This window comes from Pseudarthrobacter leeuwenhoeki (assembly GCF_055412885.1).
Map to the genome: position 1 here is coordinate 126,751 of NZ_JBVAYY010000013.1, position 15,648 is coordinate 142,398.

Annotated in this window: 12 protein-coding genes and 1 pseudogene; 10 read left to right on the forward strand and 3 right to left on the reverse strand. The window is 68.3% G+C overall.

Annotated elements, in window-relative coordinates; all coding sequences use genetic code 11:
- Positions 1–5: 5 nt before the first annotated feature.
- Entirely contained in the window at positions 6–638 is a 633-nt protein-coding gene (locus ACZYX4_RS13420) for a TetR/AcrR family transcriptional regulator (RefSeq protein WP_463876640.1), read from the reverse strand.
- Positions 639–806: 168 nt separating this feature from the next.
- On the opposite strand from ACZYX4_RS13420, the pseudogene ACZYX4_RS13425 reads away from it, so the two are divergent.
- From ACZYX4_RS13425 to ppsA, 10 genes and pseudogenes are all read left to right on the forward strand, one after another.
- Positions 807–995 (forward strand): annotated as a pseudogene (locus ACZYX4_RS13425) (thiamine-binding protein); the annotation flags it as partial.
- 261 nt (positions 996–1,256) lie between these two features.
- Positions 1,257–2,354 carry a hypothetical protein gene (locus ACZYX4_RS13430; RefSeq protein ID WP_463876642.1) on the forward strand — a complete coding sequence of 366 codons (1,098 nt, stop codon included), beginning with the start codon at positions 1,257–1,259 and terminating at the stop codon, positions 2,352–2,354.
- A gap of 40 nt (positions 2,355–2,394) precedes the next feature.
- Positions 2,395–3,231, forward strand: coding sequence for a restriction endonuclease (locus tag ACZYX4_RS13435; RefSeq protein ID WP_463876644.1), 837 nt, complete (start codon positions 2,395–2,397; stop codon positions 3,229–3,231).
- Positions 3,232–3,301: 70 nt separating this feature from the next.
- Positions 3,302–3,619 (forward strand): thiamine-binding protein, encoded by a 318-nt coding sequence (locus tag ACZYX4_RS13440; RefSeq protein WP_463876646.1) that lies wholly within the window; start codon positions 3,302–3,304, stop codon positions 3,617–3,619.
- 79 nt (positions 3,620–3,698) lie between these two features.
- Positions 3,699–4,304 (forward strand): O-methyltransferase, encoded by a 606-nt coding sequence (locus ACZYX4_RS13445; protein ID WP_463876648.1) that lies wholly within the window; start codon positions 3,699–3,701, stop codon positions 4,302–4,304.
- Positions 4,305–4,393: 89 nt separating this feature from the next.
- The gene (locus ACZYX4_RS13450; RefSeq protein ID WP_463876650.1) at positions 4,394–5,500 is read left to right on the forward strand and encodes a hypothetical protein; all 1,107 of its coding nucleotides are present in this window, start codon (positions 4,394–4,396) and stop codon (positions 5,498–5,500) included.
- Positions 5,494–6,933 (forward strand): PIG-L family deacetylase, encoded by a 1,440-nt coding sequence (locus tag ACZYX4_RS13455; RefSeq protein ID WP_463876652.1) that lies wholly within the window; start codon positions 5,494–5,496, stop codon positions 6,931–6,933. Before ACZYX4_RS13450 ends, ACZYX4_RS13455 begins: the two co-directional genes overlap by 7 nt.
- Before the next feature lie 65 nt (positions 6,934–6,998).
- Positions 6,999–7,733 (forward strand): glycosyltransferase family 2 protein, encoded by a 735-nt coding sequence (locus tag ACZYX4_RS13460; protein ID WP_463876680.1) that lies wholly within the window; start codon positions 6,999–7,001, stop codon positions 7,731–7,733.
- Positions 7,734–7,922: 189 nt separating this feature from the next.
- Positions 7,923–10,595, forward strand: coding sequence for a cation-translocating P-type ATPase (locus ACZYX4_RS13465; protein ID WP_463876654.1), 2,673 nt, complete (start codon positions 7,923–7,925; stop codon positions 10,593–10,595).
- Between the two features lie 88 nt (positions 10,596–10,683).
- A complete protein-coding gene (gene ppsA, locus ACZYX4_RS13470; protein ID WP_463876656.1) occupies positions 10,684–13,074 on the forward strand; it encodes a phosphoenolpyruvate synthase in 2,391 nt (796 codons plus the stop codon).
- Here the strand turns inward: ppsA and ACZYX4_RS13475 are convergent.
- Together ACZYX4_RS13475 and ACZYX4_RS13480 are read right to left on the reverse strand one after the other, a co-directional pair.
- Positions 13,022–14,962 (reverse strand): heavy metal translocating P-type ATPase, encoded by a 1,941-nt coding sequence (locus tag ACZYX4_RS13475; RefSeq protein ID WP_463876658.1) that lies wholly within the window; start codon positions 14,960–14,962, stop codon positions 13,022–13,024. The genes ppsA and ACZYX4_RS13475 overlap by 53 nt on opposite strands.
- A gap of 215 nt (positions 14,963–15,177) precedes the next feature.
- Positions 15,178–15,648 (reverse strand): hypothetical protein (locus tag ACZYX4_RS13480; protein WP_463876660.1); only part of this gene is annotated, 471 nt, incomplete at its 5' end.

Below are 15,648 nucleotides of genomic sequence, written 5' to 3' on the forward strand. Positions count from 1 at the left end.
CGGTACTAGCCGAGGGCAGAGTCGTACGCCGTGCCCGGCAGCGGCGCCTGCGGCGGCAGCGGCCGGTTCGGGCGCTCCGTGCGGATGGCATCCTCGACCAGGGCAACAGGGCGGCGCCAGGCATCCGAACCGGCTTCCATGGTGTCGACAACACCGATCAGCATGGCCAGCAGGCGGATCAGGTCTGTCATCGAAATGTCGCTGCGCAGGGTTCCCTGGCCCTGTCCGCGGCCCAGGAGCACGGCCACGGATTCAATCAGATCGCCCGTGATGCCGGTGAGTAGTCCGCGCCGGCCCGCGACGGCTCCCAGCAGATTGGCTTCTTCGCTGGCAACGCCCATCAGCGCGTCAATGACACGGAATAGCCCGTCCGCGGCGTCCGGCCCGGCGAGGGCCTCCTCGATCACGGGGTCGACCAGCAGGCCGAGTTGGCGGTGCAGGGCCGCGAGAACCAGTTCTTCCTTGTCGGCGAAGTTCCTGAAAAGCGTGGCCGGACCGACACCGGCCGTCACGGCGATGGTCTGAAGCGGCACCTCGGGTCCGTGCTCCCGGAAGCACTGGCGGGCAGCGGTGATGATTTTGTCCACGTTACGCGCGGCATCGGCGCGGAGCGGCCTGCGGTCTGCTACCCGGTTCATTTGCTTAGGTTAGCAACGCAGGGCCGGGGCGGGGAGGTTACTTCCGGGTATTGATTTATGTGACGGGTCCGGCCTCCGGCTCCGGGCCCGGGCCCGGTCCGGGGGGCGGGACATCTGAGGGCTCCAGCCAGGCCGTCACGCCTTTCGAGCACGTGAAAGACTGGGGCCATGTTGCTTGCATTCTCTGTCGCACCCTCAGGCCGTCCAGCACGCACGGCCGATGACCCGCCCGCCGGTTCCGCGGACCTCCCGGCGGACGGGGCTTCTGTCCACGACGCCGTCGCCGACGCGGTACGGATCGTCCGGGAGTCCGGTCTGCCGAACCATACCGACTCGATGTTCACCACGATCGAGGGTGCAAGAGTGCCCAAAGAGTATATGGAAAGCTAACGCCGTCGGACCACCCAGCTAGCGGCGAAGCGCACAGTGAGTCTTTAGTCTTCAGTTCATGACGCCGCCGCAGTCACTCCGGCCCAGCGAGATCCCGCAGCGCTTCAATTTCTTGAGTATGCTCGCGCAGGAGAGGCCTGCTGAGACCGAGTCGTGTAAGTGCCCTTCGTCTTGACTGACTCATATATGTAATGTGAGCGTGACCCTCTTGCAGAAAATGGAGTTTACGTGGCACCGACGTACAAAGAAGAACTGCTTCCGATCAACAGGCTTCTCCTTGATCCGAACAACTTCCGATTTCAGGACGAAATTGACTATGTACGGGCGGATTCGCAACGTTACGCGGAGCCCAGCGTTCAGGAGCGTGCCACCAAGCGAATCCGGAGCGAAGGCTTAGTGGAGCTCAAGAGTTCCATCGTGAGCAACGGCTTCCTGGCCGTCGAGCGATTGGTGGTCAGGAAATACCAAGAAATAAAAGGAGAATGGTTGTACCTCGTTCTTGAGGGCAACCGCCGGCTCGCTGCCTTGCAGTGGATTGCCGAAGATCACAAGGCGGGAGTGTCGATTCCTCCCAATGTCCTCGACGTGTTGACTGCTGTACCAGTCATAGTCATCGAGTCGGACGAGGGAGAAGTCACCTATCTATCCATAATGGGGATAAGGCACGTCGGCGGAATCAAGCAATGGGGTGGGTATCAACGGGCCAAGCTCGTTGCCGATCTGCGGGATCGCCACGGGCTCGACAGCGCCGAAATCGCAGATCGCTTGGGAATGACCAAGCATGAAGTGAACAGGCGTTACCGTGCGCTCAAAGCCCTCCAGCAGATGGAGGACGACGAGGACTTCGGCGACTACGCCAATACCTCGATGTACCCGCTGTTTCATGAAGCGGTTTCCATCCCGGCAGTAAGGGGATGGCTCGGGTGGAATGATACGGAAGCTCAATTCGAAGATCGGGAGGAGCTCCGACAGTTTTACCAGCTGTTGACGCGGACTCGGGCCGACGAAGATGAGGACGAGCCCGAGCGCGAAGTGAAGATCATCTCGTATTCGCAGGTGCGGGACCTCCGGGATATTCTTGCAAATCCTGAAGCCAAAAAGGTATTGCTCAATCCAAACAGGTCGTTCGGAGACGCCTTGGGACTCGCCAAGGCTGAGGAGCTTTCGTCGTCCTGGAGCACGGAGGTTGCCGAGGCGATCACGGCATTGACTTCGATCGGAGTCCTCGATCTTGAAAAGATTTCCGAGGAGAACCTGACCCTGATCCGGAACATCCAGGCGCTATCACAGAAGATGCTTGACACTTACGCCAAGTTGACCTCCTAACGGCGTGAAACCGGGACCCGCGGCCGTCGCGGATTGGGTTGTGGCGAGTCTCGACCACCTATCACCGCCCCGGGAGGCGACTGAACTCATCATCGCTGTCGGCACCGAGAAAGGGTGGTTCGCCTCTCAGGCCGAAGCTATCGACAAGGCGTCGGCATGGCAGCCGGCGCTTTTGAAACGCTTGAGAGCGGCGCTCACCGAATCGAGAGAGCTGGAGCATCCGGTTCGATTCGACTTCAACTCGTCAAACCCAGACATGATTCAGGGACACTGTTACCCGAATAGTGCAGACAGTCTCGAGCTAATGCGATCCAAAGAGGCGCGATCACACGCAGACTCTTATCGCGACGGGGTCCGTCTGCTGACCGCATCGGACTTCGAAGCGATTTGTCGGGGCATATTGAGCCTTATCGGCTGTCAGAACGCGATTTTGACTCGCGCCTCTGGAGACCAAGGTATCGACGTATTCGGGGAGTTCACCATGCGAGGGCGGCTCGACCGGGCCTACCCCCTCGGCGGTCCAGATTCGATGATGAATTTTTGGATCATGGGTCAAGCCAAGCACTACACCGGCGAGATAGGTCCCAACCAGATACGGGAGTTCGTAGGGGCACAGGACATGGCACGAAGGAGAGTTGGGTACGACGGCGGGGAGGCGCTCGCCGCGTTCACGGCGAAGCCGTATCAGCCCGTCCTCCTGTTTTTCTTGACGACAGGGCCGATTACCCGCGGCGCGTGGACCCTTGCCAAACGATCGGGAATCATCGTGTTTGACGAAGAGATGATTTCCGCCTTACTTGCTGATCATGAAGTAGCGACCGCCTCGAATGCGTTTTCTTCCGAGGAGCTCAGGAAATGGGTGAGCGCAAACTCGTGACACGCAGCCATAAGGGGTAGTCCAACACCACAAGTCCGACCCTCGAAAAGAACACGAAAGGTAGAATCTCATGCTTATTGCATTCTCAGTGGCTCCTTCAGGCGCTCCGGCCAGCGGGCAGGCGCCGGGCGACGCATCGGTCCACGACGCCGTCGCCGCCGCAGTCCGGATCGTCCGGGAGTCCGGTCTGCCGAACCATACCGACTCGATGTTCACCACGATCGAGGGCGACTGGGATGAAGTCTTCGACGTCGTGAAGCGGGCCACCGCGGCCGTGGGCCGCTACGGCAGCAGGGTCTCCCTCGTCATCAAGGCGGACATCCGCCCGGGCTTCACGGGCGAACTCACCGGAAAACTGGACCGCCTGGAGCAGGCGCTCGGCGACTAGCCAGGCTGTGCCGCGGGCTGGAATTTCCGGGACACCGGCGGCCTACCGCCGGGACGGGCCAGCTGGAAGACTCAGGGGCATGTTCGAGCATCAGCCCGCAGCCCGCTGGATCGCCGTCGAGGACTTCCTGTCCGGGCTCGTGGTCCGTCCGGACAACTCCCTGAAGCGCGCCGTCACCTCCGCCCTGGAGGCGGGCCTGCCGCCCATCGAAGTCGCCCCCACCGCCGGCAAACTGCTCAAACTGCTGGTCCAGCTCTCCGGTGCCCGCCGCGTCCTGGAGATCGGGACGCTGGCCGGCTTCAGCACCATCTGGATGGCCCAGGGGCTGCCCGACGGCGGCCGGCTGCTCACGTGCGAACACCTCCCCCGACACGCCGAGGTGGCCCGCGCCAACGTGGACGCCGCCGGGCTGGGCCACCTCGTGGAGATCCGGGTCGGGGCGGCGCTGGACACGCTGCAGGCCCTCGCTGACGAGGGTGCCGAGCCCTTCGATTTCGTCTTCATCGACGCGGATAAGGAAAACAACCCGCACTACCTCGACTGGGCCGTCCGCCTCGGCCGGCCCGGCACCGCCGTCGTAATGGACAACGTGGTCTGGGAAGGCGCCGTGCACCTGCCCGTGCGGCCACCGGAATTCCCAAAGTGCTCAGTGTGCTTAGATTTAAGTGCAGCCCGAATACATTGAACAGCCCGAATTTACTGAGCAGTAGCCCGGCCGACAGGCATGGACGCCGGGGGAACCAGACGCACTTCGAAAGGGAACAGGCCACCGACATGAACCGGACTCCCGACTCCCAGCGGCCCCTCGCCGTGAGGATCAGTTCTGCGCCGGAACAGCTGGCTGGCCTCACCCCCCTGCTGGAGACGGCCCGGTCGGCCGTCGGCGACATCCCGGCGCTGCTGGAGCTGGCCAAAGCCGCAGCAGCAACTGCCCCGCTGCCCGGCGGGGGCCGGACCGCGTACCTGTGGGAGATCCTGGCTTCCGTCACGGCCGTGGACGTCGCCGCCGGACGGGCCATCGAACCCCACCTGGACGCCTCGGCGATCCTCGCCCAGGCCGCCGGCCAGCCGGCACTGGACGGCCGGGACCGCCCGGACCAGGACGGCGGCCGCCCCGGCGGCGCCTGGGGTGTGTTCGCCGCCGAAGCCCCCGGCCTGCGGCTCGAGGCGAAGCCCGCGGACGGCTGTTTCCAGCTGCACGGCGCCAAACCCTGGTGTTCCCTGGCCGCCCAGCTGGACCACGCCGTCGTGACCGCCCATCTGGACGACGGCGGCCGGGCGGCCTTCGCCGTCGACCTCCACGCCCACGGCGTCAGCTTCGAGGATCCGCAGTGGAGCAGCCGGGGACTCCGGGAAATCCCCAGCGGCACCGTGCACTTCGACGCCGTCCCGGCCGTGCCGTTGGGCGATGCGGGCTGGTACTACCGCCGCCCCGGCTTCGCGTGGGGCGGCATGGGCGTGGCGGCCTGCTGGCTGGGCGGCGCCGTCGCGGTGGCCCGCGGCTTCAAGGATTCCCTGCTCAAGGCAGCCGGCGGCGGCCGCGAACCCGACCAGCTCGCCCTCGCCCACCTCGGCGAAATCGACCGCACGCTCACCGCCCTGGCCGGATACCTCGCCCGGACCGCCGCGCGGATCGATGCCGGGGAACTCACGGGTACCGGCGCGTGGAGCGAGGCCCTCCGCGTCCGCGGCAACGTTGCCACCGCCGTCGAACGCATCCAGACCCTGGTCAGCCAGAACCTCGGGCCCGGACCGCTCGCCTTCGACGAGGTCTACGGAAAGCGCATGGCCGACCTCTCGCTCTACATCCGCCAGCACCACGCCATGCGCGACGACGCCCAGCTTGGTGCCCTCACGCTTCAGGGGGACCACCCATGGTGAGCTTCACCCACCAGGACGCCGGAACCGGCGAGGACGCCTGGGCAGCCAGCGGCCTGGCTGCCCTCCCGGAGCTGCCGCTGGACGCCGGGGAGCTCGCCGGCCAGGCGTTCATCGTCCTGGCCGCGCATCCGGACGACGAATCCCTGGGGGCCGGCGGGCTGATGGCCCGGTTGCGGGGGCTCGGCGCCCGCGTCACGGTGCTGTTGTGCACGGCGGGGGAGGCCTCCCACCCGGGCTCGCCCACCACGACGCCGGAACAGCTCGCCGCCGTGCGGCTCGAGGAATTCGGCGGAGCGCTCGCGCACCTGCTGCCGGATCCGGACGGGCGGTTCCTCGCCCTGCCGGACGGCAAGCTCGCCGGTCACCGGCCGGAGATGCAGGCCGCCCTGCAGCACGCCATCGCTGAAACAACCGCCGCTTCGGGACTGCCCGCGGAGCGCATCACCCTCGTGGCGCCGTACCGGCACGACGGACACACCGACCACGATGCGCTGGGCGCCGCCGCAGCCGAGGTTGCCGGCGCCGGCGGCCACGGGCTGCTGGAATATCCCATCTGGTACTGGCTCTGGGCGGACGCCACGGACCAGGCCTGGCAGTCCTGGCTGCGCCTTCCGCTGGACCCCGCCGAACAGCAGGCCAAGGCGGCGGCGATGGCCTTCCACACCACCCAGGTCCGGTCCCTGTCCGGCCAGCCCGGGGACGAGGTGCTGCTCCCGCCCGCTTTTTTGGAGCACTTTGAACGTCCGTTCGAGACGTTCGCGTGGCAGCGTCCGGCCGCCGCCGGCAGTGGCAGCTCCTATGCCGCCGCTGACGCGGAAGGCGTTTTCGACGCGGTCCACACCGGAACCGATGACCCCTGGCAGTACACCACCAGCCGGTACGAACACCGCAAACGCGCACTCACCCTCGCGGCCCTGCCGGGCCTGCACTATGCTGCAGGACTGGAAATCGGCTGCTCGATCGGGACGCTCAGCGTCGAGCTCGCCCAACGCTGCACCAGCTTCACAGCCGTGGACGCGAGCAGCGCCGCGCTGGCCCACGCCGCCCGGCGCCTCGCACACCTGCCCGCAGCCCGGACCCGCCACCTCACTGTCCCGCAGGACTGGCCGGAGGGCCGTTTCGACCTGATCGTCGTCTCCGAGGTCGGCTACTACCTCGCGCCCGGCGAGCTGGCTGGGCTGTTCGAACGTGTCGAGGCCGCACTTCTGCCCGGCGGCACCCTGGCACTGTGCCACTGGCGCCACCCCATCTCCGGCTGGGAGCTCGACGGCGACTCCGTCCACGCCGCCGCCCGCCGCCACCTCGGCTGGGCCGACGCCGGACTCTACCGGGAACGCGACTTCATTCTGGAGGTCCTGATCGCGCCGGAGGCCGGCGGGGAACCGCCGCCGGCGGGCCGGGCAGCGGCGCCCGTGCCGGGGCCGGAAGGCTAGGCGGAGTGGCAACCCACGCACTGCCGCTGCCGCGCGGATACAGCATCGACCGGATCGCCGTCGTGATGCCCGCCCACAACGAGGACGAGCACCTCGGCCACGCCCTGCTGGCAGTACAACGCGCCGCCGACGCCCTGCACCGGCTCCGGCCCGATGTGGAGGTCAGAGTGACCGTGGTGCTGGACAGCTGCACCGACGGCTCCGCCGGCATCGCCGCCCGGTACGCCGCGGCGGACCGCCGCTTCAGCGCCCTCGAAGTAGCCTTCCGCAACGCCGGAGCCAGCCGCGGAGCCGGCATCCGGGCCGCCGGGATCGGGACGGCCCGGCGGCGGCCCCCCGGTAAACGGTGGACACCCCCGCCGTGGGCCGGCCGGACCTGGCTGGCCAATACGGACGCGGACTCGCAGGTGCCGGAACATTGGCTTATCCGGCAACTGGAATTCGCCGACGCGGGAGCCGACGCCGTGCTGGGCTCGGTGGAACCGGACCCGGACGGGATGGATCCGGAGCTGCTCCGGCGCTGGCTGGAACACCATCCCTTCGAGGAGCGCCACCCGCACATCTATGGAGCCAACTTCGGGGTCAGGGCCTCTGCCTACCTCGCTGCCGGAGGCTTCCCGAAGCTCTCTTCGCACGAGGACCGGATCCTGGTGCAGAGCCTCCGCAGCCGCGCCTTCACCGTGATGGCGACGGACAGCATGCGCGTGCTGACCTCGGGCCGCCTCCACGCCCGGGCGCCGCACGGCTTCGGCGCCTACCTGCGCACGCTGGGACGGCACCGCCCACCCGCGGTCGACTGACACGGACCGGCCGGCGGAACCGGGCCCGGCAGTGCCAGGTGCCGGATCCGGACCGGCAGGCCCGGTGTCCTGGCGCGCCGCCGTGACCTTTGGCCCTAACGGCCCGCACCCGAGGGGCGCACCCTCGATTCATGAGCTACCTGACCCGGGCGGGTCTTCGGTGTTGCGCCTGAGCGGCCCGGGCCAGCCGTGACGCCGGAAGCTCCCGCCGGGGGGCCAGGCGCCGGGGCGTTGCCGGGCGTTGCCGGCCTGAGCTCCGCCGAGGCGGCGCGGAGGCTCACCCAATTCGGGGCGAACAGGCTGCCGGAGTCCGGCACCGTCCCTGGCTGGCGGAGGCTCCTGGGCGAACTGACCCACTTCTTTGCCATCCTGCTGTGGGGCGCCTCGGTGCTGGCCTACCTGGCGGGCATGCCGCAACTGGCCATCGCGATCGTCGTCGTGATCCTGGTGAACGGGGTCTTCGCCTATATCCAGCAGGAGCGCGCCCAGCATGCCGCCTCGAAGCTCCGCGAGCTGCTCCCGGCGATGGTCTCGGTCCGCCGGGACAACCGCATCATCAAGGTCCACACCACCGAGCTGGTGCCGGAGGACGCCGTCGTGCTGGTGGCCGGTGACCGGGTGCCGGCGGATCTCCGGCTGGTGCTGGCGGCCGGCTGTTCCGTGGACGAATCGATGCTCACCGGTGAAAGCGAAGCGCTCGCCAAGGTCCCCGGCGACAGCGTGTTTGGCGGGACCTTCCTGGTCAACGGCCAGGCTGAGGGTGTGGTCGCGGGAACGGGCGGAAAGACCCGGCTCGCTGAAATCGCAGCCCTGACGGGCAAGGTGGAGGCGCCGCCGAGCCCGCTGGCGCGGGAACTGCAGCGCATCGTCCGCATCACTGCCACGATGGCCCTGGGCATTGGTGTGCTGTTCTTCGTGCTGTCCCTGCTGGTCGGAATCTCCTGGCGGGACGCCTTTTTGTTTGGGATCGGCGTGATGGTGGCGCTGGTGCCCGAGGGCCTGCTGCCCACGGTCACGCTGTCCCTGGCCGTCGGGGCGCAGCGGATGGCGCAGCGCAACGCACTGGTCCGGAACCTGGAGGCGGTGGAAACCCTGGGCTCCACGACCTTCATTTGCACGGACAAGACCGGCACGCTGACCCAGAACCGGATGAACGCCGTCGAGGTCTGGACCCCGGCCGGGGTGCTCAGCGTCATCGGCGCGGGGTACGGTCCGGAGGCCGAGGTCACCGGGACGGGCGCCGGGGAGGCGCAGCACCTCAGCACTGCTGCGCTGGCCGCGTCAGTGGGCCGCGCGGTCCTCCACGAGGGCAAGTGGATCGCCGAGGGCGACCCGATGGAGGCTGCCATCGCCGCACTGACCGCCCGGCTGGCCGGTGCCGGGCCAGCTCCCGGGTCGGGTCCAGCGGAGCCGGAGGTATCGCACCGCTTCGCCTTCGATCCCCGCCGGCTGCGGGAGTCCGCGATCGTCGGCACCACGCTGTACGTCAAGGGCGCCCCGGAATCCGTGATTCCACTGTGCGTGCACGGCGGCGGCGACGCCGGTGAGGCAGCGGGCGCCGCCCGGGCGCGGGAGATGGTCGACCAGATGGCCTCCCACGGGCTCAGGGTGCTGGCCGTGGCGGAGCGGACTTTGCCCGGCCGGCCCGGCGCCAGCTTCAAACTGGAGGACGCCGAGAGCGAACTGACGCTGCTGGGACTGATCGGCCTGCACGACCCGCCCCGGGCCGAGGTCCGCGTGGCCCTCGAGGCGGCCCGCGGGGCCGGCATCAAGGTCGCCATGGTCACCGGCGACCATGCCTTCACGGCGGCCGCCATCGCCCGGGAAACCGGGCTGATCGGATCCCCCGAGCTGGTGCTGGAAGGTCACAACCTGCCCGAGGACGACGCCGTGCTGGCCGCGCTGCTGGACCGCGACGGTGTGGTGGTCAGCCGGGTCACCCCGGAACAGAAACTCCGGGTGGCCCGCCTGCTTCAGAGCCGCGGCCACGTGGTGGCGATGACCGGCGACGGCGTCAACGACGGCCCGGCCCTCCAGCAGGCCGACATCGGCGTGGCCATGGGGCGCAGCGGCACGGACGTGGCCCGCGAGGCGGCGGACCTCGTGCTGCTCGATGACGACTTCGCCACCATCATCGCCGCGGTTGAGCAGGGCCGCGCCACGTACGCGAACATCCGGCGCTTCCTGACCTACCACCTGACGGACAACGTCGCCGAGCTCACCCCCTTCGTGATCTGGGCGCTCTCGGGCGGGCGGTTCCCGCTGGCGCTGAGTGTGCTGCAGATCCTCGCCCTCGACATCGGTACCGACCTGCTCCCCGCACTGGCGCTGGGCAGCGAGGCCCCGAGCAAGGGAACACTGAAACGCCCGCCGGAGCGCAGGCACCTGATGGACCGGGCACTGATGTTCCGGGTGTTCGGGCTGCTGGGCCCGGTCGAGGCACTCTTCGAAATGACGGCATACACGGCGGTGCTGCTCGGGGCCGGCTGGACCCCGGGGGCGGAGCTGCCGGCGTCGGACGTGCTGATGGCCGCCTCCGGCGCCGCGTTCACCACCGTGGTCCTGGCCCAGCTTGCCAACGCCTTCGCCTGCCGCAGCGCGTCCGTGCCGCCGTGGCAGCTCGGCTGGTTCACCAACAGGCTGCTGGTCTGGGCAGTGCTGGCCGAGCTGGGACTGCTGGCGGTGTTCCTGTTCCTCGGGCCGCTGGCCACCCTGCTGGGCCACGCCCCGCCGTCGCCCGGCGGACTGGCCGTGGCGCTCGCCGCCATTCCCGCGGTGCTGCTCGCGGACTGGCTGTACAAAATCGCCCGCCACCGCCGGGCCGCCAAGGCCGTACCGGACACCAAGGTCCAAAGACTCTGACACCGGACGGCCCGCCGCCACAGAATGGGTGCAGAGGCGCCGGTGTCAGGCGCGCCCGTTCCAATTTGCCGAAAGCAGGAGCTGCGACATGGCTGAATCCCCGGTGCTGTGGTTTGAAGAGATCGGAATGGGCGATGTCCCGCAGGTGGGCGGCAAGAACGCCTCCCTCGGCGAACTCATCCAGACCCTCAAAGCCAAGGGCGTGCGCGTTCCGGACGGTTTCGCCACCACCGCGGACGCCTACCGCCGGTTCCTCGAGGCCAACGGGATCGAGGCCGAAATGCGCTCGCGGATCCAGTCCTACCGCTCGGGCGAAACCTCCCTGCGCGCCACCGGGGAGGCCATCCGGGAGCTGTTCCTGGGCAGTGAGTTCCCTGCGGACATCGGCGAATCCATCCGCTCCCACTACCGGGAACTGGGGGAGCGCGCCGGACTGGAGAGGCTCTCGGTCGCGGTCCGCAGCAGCGCCACCGCCGAGGACCTGCCGGACGCGAGTTTCGCCGGGCAGCAGGAGACCTTCCTGAACATCGCCGGGGAACGGGAGCTCCTGGATGCCTGCCGCCGCTGCTACGCCTCGCTCTTCACCGACCGGGCCATCAGCTACCGCGAGGTCAAAGGCTTTGACCACCTCGACGTCGCGCTCTCGATCGGGGTGCAGCGGATGGTGCGCTCCGACGTCGGCGCCTCCGGGGTGATGTTCTCCATCGACACGGATTCCGGTTTCCCGCGGGTGGCCGTGGTCAGCGCCGCCTGGGGACTGGGCGAAACCGTGGTCCAGGGCACCATCAACCCGGACAAATACGTCGTGTTCAAGCCGCTCCTGGCGCAGCCGGAGTTCGCGCCGATCATCGAAAAGACCCTCGGTTCCAAGGACCGGAAAATGGTTTACAGCCGGGGCGGCCATGCACGCACTAAAATGGTGGACACCTCGGACGCGGAACGCCGCGCCGTCGTCCTGGACGACGCCGAGATCCTCGCCCTGGCGCGCTGGGCCGTGATCGTTGAGGAGCACTACGCCCGGCCGATGGACATGGAATGGGCCCGGGACGGCGTGACCGGGGAGCTGTTTATGGTCCAGGCCCGGCCGGAGACGGTCCAGTCGCAGAAGACCGGCTCCCGGTTCACCCTCCACCACCTGCTGGAAACCGGCACCGTGCTGGCGCGGGGTGCCGCGATCGGTGATTCGATCGCCCAGGGCACCGCGTGTGTGATCAGGAGCGCGGCGGACATTGAAAACTTCCGCGACGGGGCCATCCTCGTCACCGAGATGACTGACCCGGACTGGGTTCCCATCATGAAGCGGGCGGCGGGCATCGTGACCGACCACGGCGGCCCGACGAGCCACGCAGCGATCGTGAGCCGCGAACTCGGGGTCCCCGCCGTCGTCGGCACCGGCAACGCCACCACCGTCCTGGCGGAAGGCCTGGCCGTGACCATCTCGTGCGCCGAGGGCGATGAGGGCCGCGTCTACCAGGGCAGCCTTGCCTTTGAAACCGAGGAGGTGGACCTCGGGGAACTGCCGGAGACGCACACCAAAGTCATGGTCAACATCGCCAGCCCCGCGGCCGCGTTCCAGTGGTGGCGGCTGCCCGCCGACGGCGTCGGGCTGGCCCGGATGGAGTTCATTATCAGCGCCCTGATCCGGGTCCATCCGATGGCACTGGTCCATCCCGAGCGGGTCACCGACCCCGGCGAAGCCGAGCAGATCCGCGCCCTCACCAGCGGCTACGCGGACCCGAAGGACTACTTCGTGGACGCCCTGGCCCTGGGGATCGCCAAGATCGCCGCGCCCTACCATCCCCGTCCGGTGATCGTCCGGCTCAGTGACTTCAAGACGAACGAGTACGCGCACCTGATCGGCGGGTCCGCCTTCGAGGAGCCGGAGGAGAACCCCATGCTTGGCTTCCGCGGTGCCTCCCGCTACTACGACGAGCGCTACCGCGAGGGATTCGCCCTCGAGTGTGTGGCCCTCAAACGGGTCCGGGAGAAGCTCGGGTTCGGGAATATCATCGTGATGATCCCGTTCTGCCGGACCCCGCAGGAAGCGGACCGGGTGCTGGCCGTGATGGCGGAGAACGGCCTGGTCCGGGGGGAGAATGGCCTGCAGGTCTACATGATGTGCGAGATCCCGTCCAATGTTGTCCTCGCCGAAAAGTTCGCCACCCGCTTCGACGGCTTCTCCATCGGCTCTAACGACCTCACCCAGCTGGTCCTGGGTGTGGACCGGGATTCGGGGCAGCTGGCCGCACTCTTCGATGAGCGGGACGAGGCCGTCATGGCGATGATCAGTGAGGCCATCCGCAAGGCCCACGCCGCCGGGATCAAGATCGGCATCTGCGGCCAGGGGCCCAGCAACCACCCGGAGTTCGCGGCGTTCCTGGTCAGCGAGGGCATCGATTCGATCTCACTGAACCCGGACAGCTATCTCAGGACCGTTCCGAGGATCGCGGAAGCCGAGAAGCAGGCACCGGCCCGGTAGCGCCGACGGCGGCCTTCTGCCCTGGCGCCTTTGTTCCGGCCCCCGTCTTGCCGGGGCTGAGGGCCCGCAGCGCATTGAGGATCGTGGCCAGGTCCACGAGTTCCTGGGACAGGGCGCCGGCGATGGCCGGGATATAGCCTGCCGCCGCTGCGAGCATCAGCGCCACGCTCAGCCCCATCCCGATCCAGATACTCTGCAGCGCCACCTTGATGGTGCGCTGGCCGATCCGCACGGCTGAAGCGGCCTTGGACAGGTCATCGAGGATGATCACGACGTCGGCCGACTCGCCGGCCGCTGTCGAGCCGCGCGCACCCATAGCGATCCCGACGTCGGCGACTGCCAGGACCGGGGCGTCGTTGACGCCGTCGCCGACCATCATGACCGGGCGGAGGGGCAGGGCCCGAACGGCTTCGACCTTGTCCGCCGGCAGGCACTCGGCGCGGACGTCGGTGAGCCCGGCCTCGTCCGCGATGTGCCTGGCTGTGGCGAGCGCATCGCCGGTCAGCATGACCGTCTGGGTGACGCCGAGTTCCTTGAGCTCGGCCAAGGTACGACGGGTTTCCCCGCGGATCGGGTCGCTCATCACGAGGGACCCGGCGAATTCCCCGGCCACGCCCACGTAGATGGCGAGTTCGCCGCTGGCCAGCTCCGTTTCCACGACGCCGGGGGCCGATTCAGCCACGAAGTTGGGCTTGCCGACCACCACGTCGCGGCCGTCGAAGCGGGCCCGGACGCCGTGTGTGGCGAATTCGGTGGCCTCCGTGGCGGTTTCGAACATCAGCCCGCGGGTGTGCGCGGCCTCCATCACCGAGGCGGCGAGGACATGGGAGGAATACTGTTCGGCGGAGGCCGCCAGTGCGAGAACCTCGTCCTCAGTGAAGGACCCCGCGGTCCGGACCCCGACCAGGGACGGGCGGCCGTACGTGAGGGTGCCGGTCTTGTCGAAAGCGACCGTCTTGATCCGGCTCAGTTGTTCCAGGACGCCGGCGTACTTGACGATGATGCCGGTGCGTGCGGCGCGGCTCATGCCGCCCAGGAACGCCACGGGAGCGGCGATCAGCAGCGGGCACGGGGTGGCCACCACCAGTACTTCCGCGAACCGGGCCGGGTCGCCGCTGATGATCCAGCCGACCGCGCCAAGGAAGTAGGCGAGGGCCGTGAACGGAACGGCGTACCGGTCCGCGAGCCGCACCATGGGCGCCTTGCTGTCCGCCGCCTCCTTGACCAGGGCCACAATGCGGCTGTACTGCGAATCCTCCATCCGGGCCGAGACCTGCATCCGGACCGCCGCTTCACCGTTCAGGGACCCGCTCATCAGCGGCTCGCCGGCGACCCGCTCCACCGGCAGGCTCTCCCCGGTGAGCGAGGATTCGTCGAAGCTGCCGGACTCAGAGAGCAGGACGCCGTCCAGCGGCACCACTTCACCCGGCCTCACCAGCAGGATGTCACCGATCTCGACCTTGGTGGCGGCAACATCCTCATGGGTTTCGCCTGCGTAGGTTCCGGCGGCGGAGCTGCCGGCGCGTTCCCGGTGGGCCGTCTGCGGCACGCGCTCCAACAGGGAGGTCAGTTCTTTCTTGGCCCGGCCGGCCGCGAAGTCCTCAAGGGCTGTGCCGCCGGCCAGCATGAGGACAATGATCATGGAGGCGATGTACTCGCCCACGACCACCGTGCTGACGATCGCGGTCACCGCCAGGATGTCGATGCCCCATTGGCCGCCCATCAGCCGGCGGACCATGCCCACGGCCAGATAGGCCGCCACGGCCAGTGCGTAGATGCTGGCCAGGATCTGCGCAATCAGCGGCTGCCCGGACAGGAGCAGTATCAGCACTGCGAGCAGGGCAACGAGGGTACCCGCAACGAGTGGATACCGGAGGAGAAGTTTCACGGATGTCCTGCCTTAGCATTCACGTTGTCTTTACGCGTCTTCCACTTATCCACATCCTACCGTGGGCCCCTCCCGGGGAAGGCCCTGCAGGCGCAGGTTACGGGGCGCCGGCGGGTGGCCCGCTCACGGGCCTGAGACGCTGGGGCCGGGCGGGGACGCCCGTTCCACCGCTGCCGTTCGGACCGCCCGATTCCGGCAGCGCCCTTCCGCTCAGCCTACCAACGCGGGGTCAGATCGCGCCCATCCGATGGGTCATCATGGGCGCTAGGTGACCCCGCGTTGCTTGGGAGCTTTTTGCCGATACAGGGCATTTCAGCCCTAGCCCGGCGGCGGCCGGTGGTGCCATAGTGGAGCATGTGGTCGATCTTGTCCGACCGGCGCCGCTGGCTGGCAGCCGCGGCTGCGGTGTTTCTACTGGCCGCCATGGTCGTGATCGCGGTCGTCTTTTCGTCGGGGCCGCCCTCGGCGGCCCCGACGACGTCGGCGTCGCCCGCGTCGCCGCTTTCGCCGACGCTCCCGGCCACGGCCAGCCCGACGGACAGCCCGACGCCGGGTCCGACGCCGTCGGATACCCCGGTCCCCGCCCCTGGCGACACGGCGCCGGCCGGGCCCGCACCCCTGCCTCCTGCGCCCGCCCCTCCTGCGCCGGCTCCGCCGGCCCCCCAACCGCCGGCCCCGCCGGCCCC

Excerpts from the sequence above, each read along its gene's own strand:
- ACZYX4_RS13460 (WP_463876680.1), top strand. The coding sequence starts at position 6,999 with ATGCCCGCCCACAACGAGGACGAGCACCTCGGCCACGCCCTGCTGGCA.
- ppsA (WP_463876656.1), top strand. The coding sequence starts at position 10,684 with ATGGCTGAATCCCCGGTGCTGTGGTTTGAAGAGATCGGAATGGGCGAT.
- ACZYX4_RS13455 (WP_463876652.1), top strand. The coding sequence starts at position 5,494 with ATGGTGAGCTTCACCCACCAGGACGCCGGAACCGGCGAGGACGCCTGG.
- ACZYX4_RS13420 (WP_463876640.1), bottom strand. The coding sequence starts at position 638 with ATGAACCGGGTAGCAGACCGCAGGCCGCTCCGCGCCGATGCCGCGCGT.
- ACZYX4_RS13445 (WP_463876648.1), top strand. The coding sequence starts at position 3,699 with ATGTTCGAGCATCAGCCCGCAGCCCGCTGGATCGCCGTCGAGGACTTC.
- ACZYX4_RS13450 (WP_463876650.1), top strand. The coding sequence starts at position 4,394 with ATGAACCGGACTCCCGACTCCCAGCGGCCCCTCGCCGTGAGGATCAGT.
- ACZYX4_RS13440 (WP_463876646.1), top strand. The coding sequence starts at position 3,302 with ATGCTTATTGCATTCTCAGTGGCTCCTTCAGGCGCTCCGGCCAGCGGG.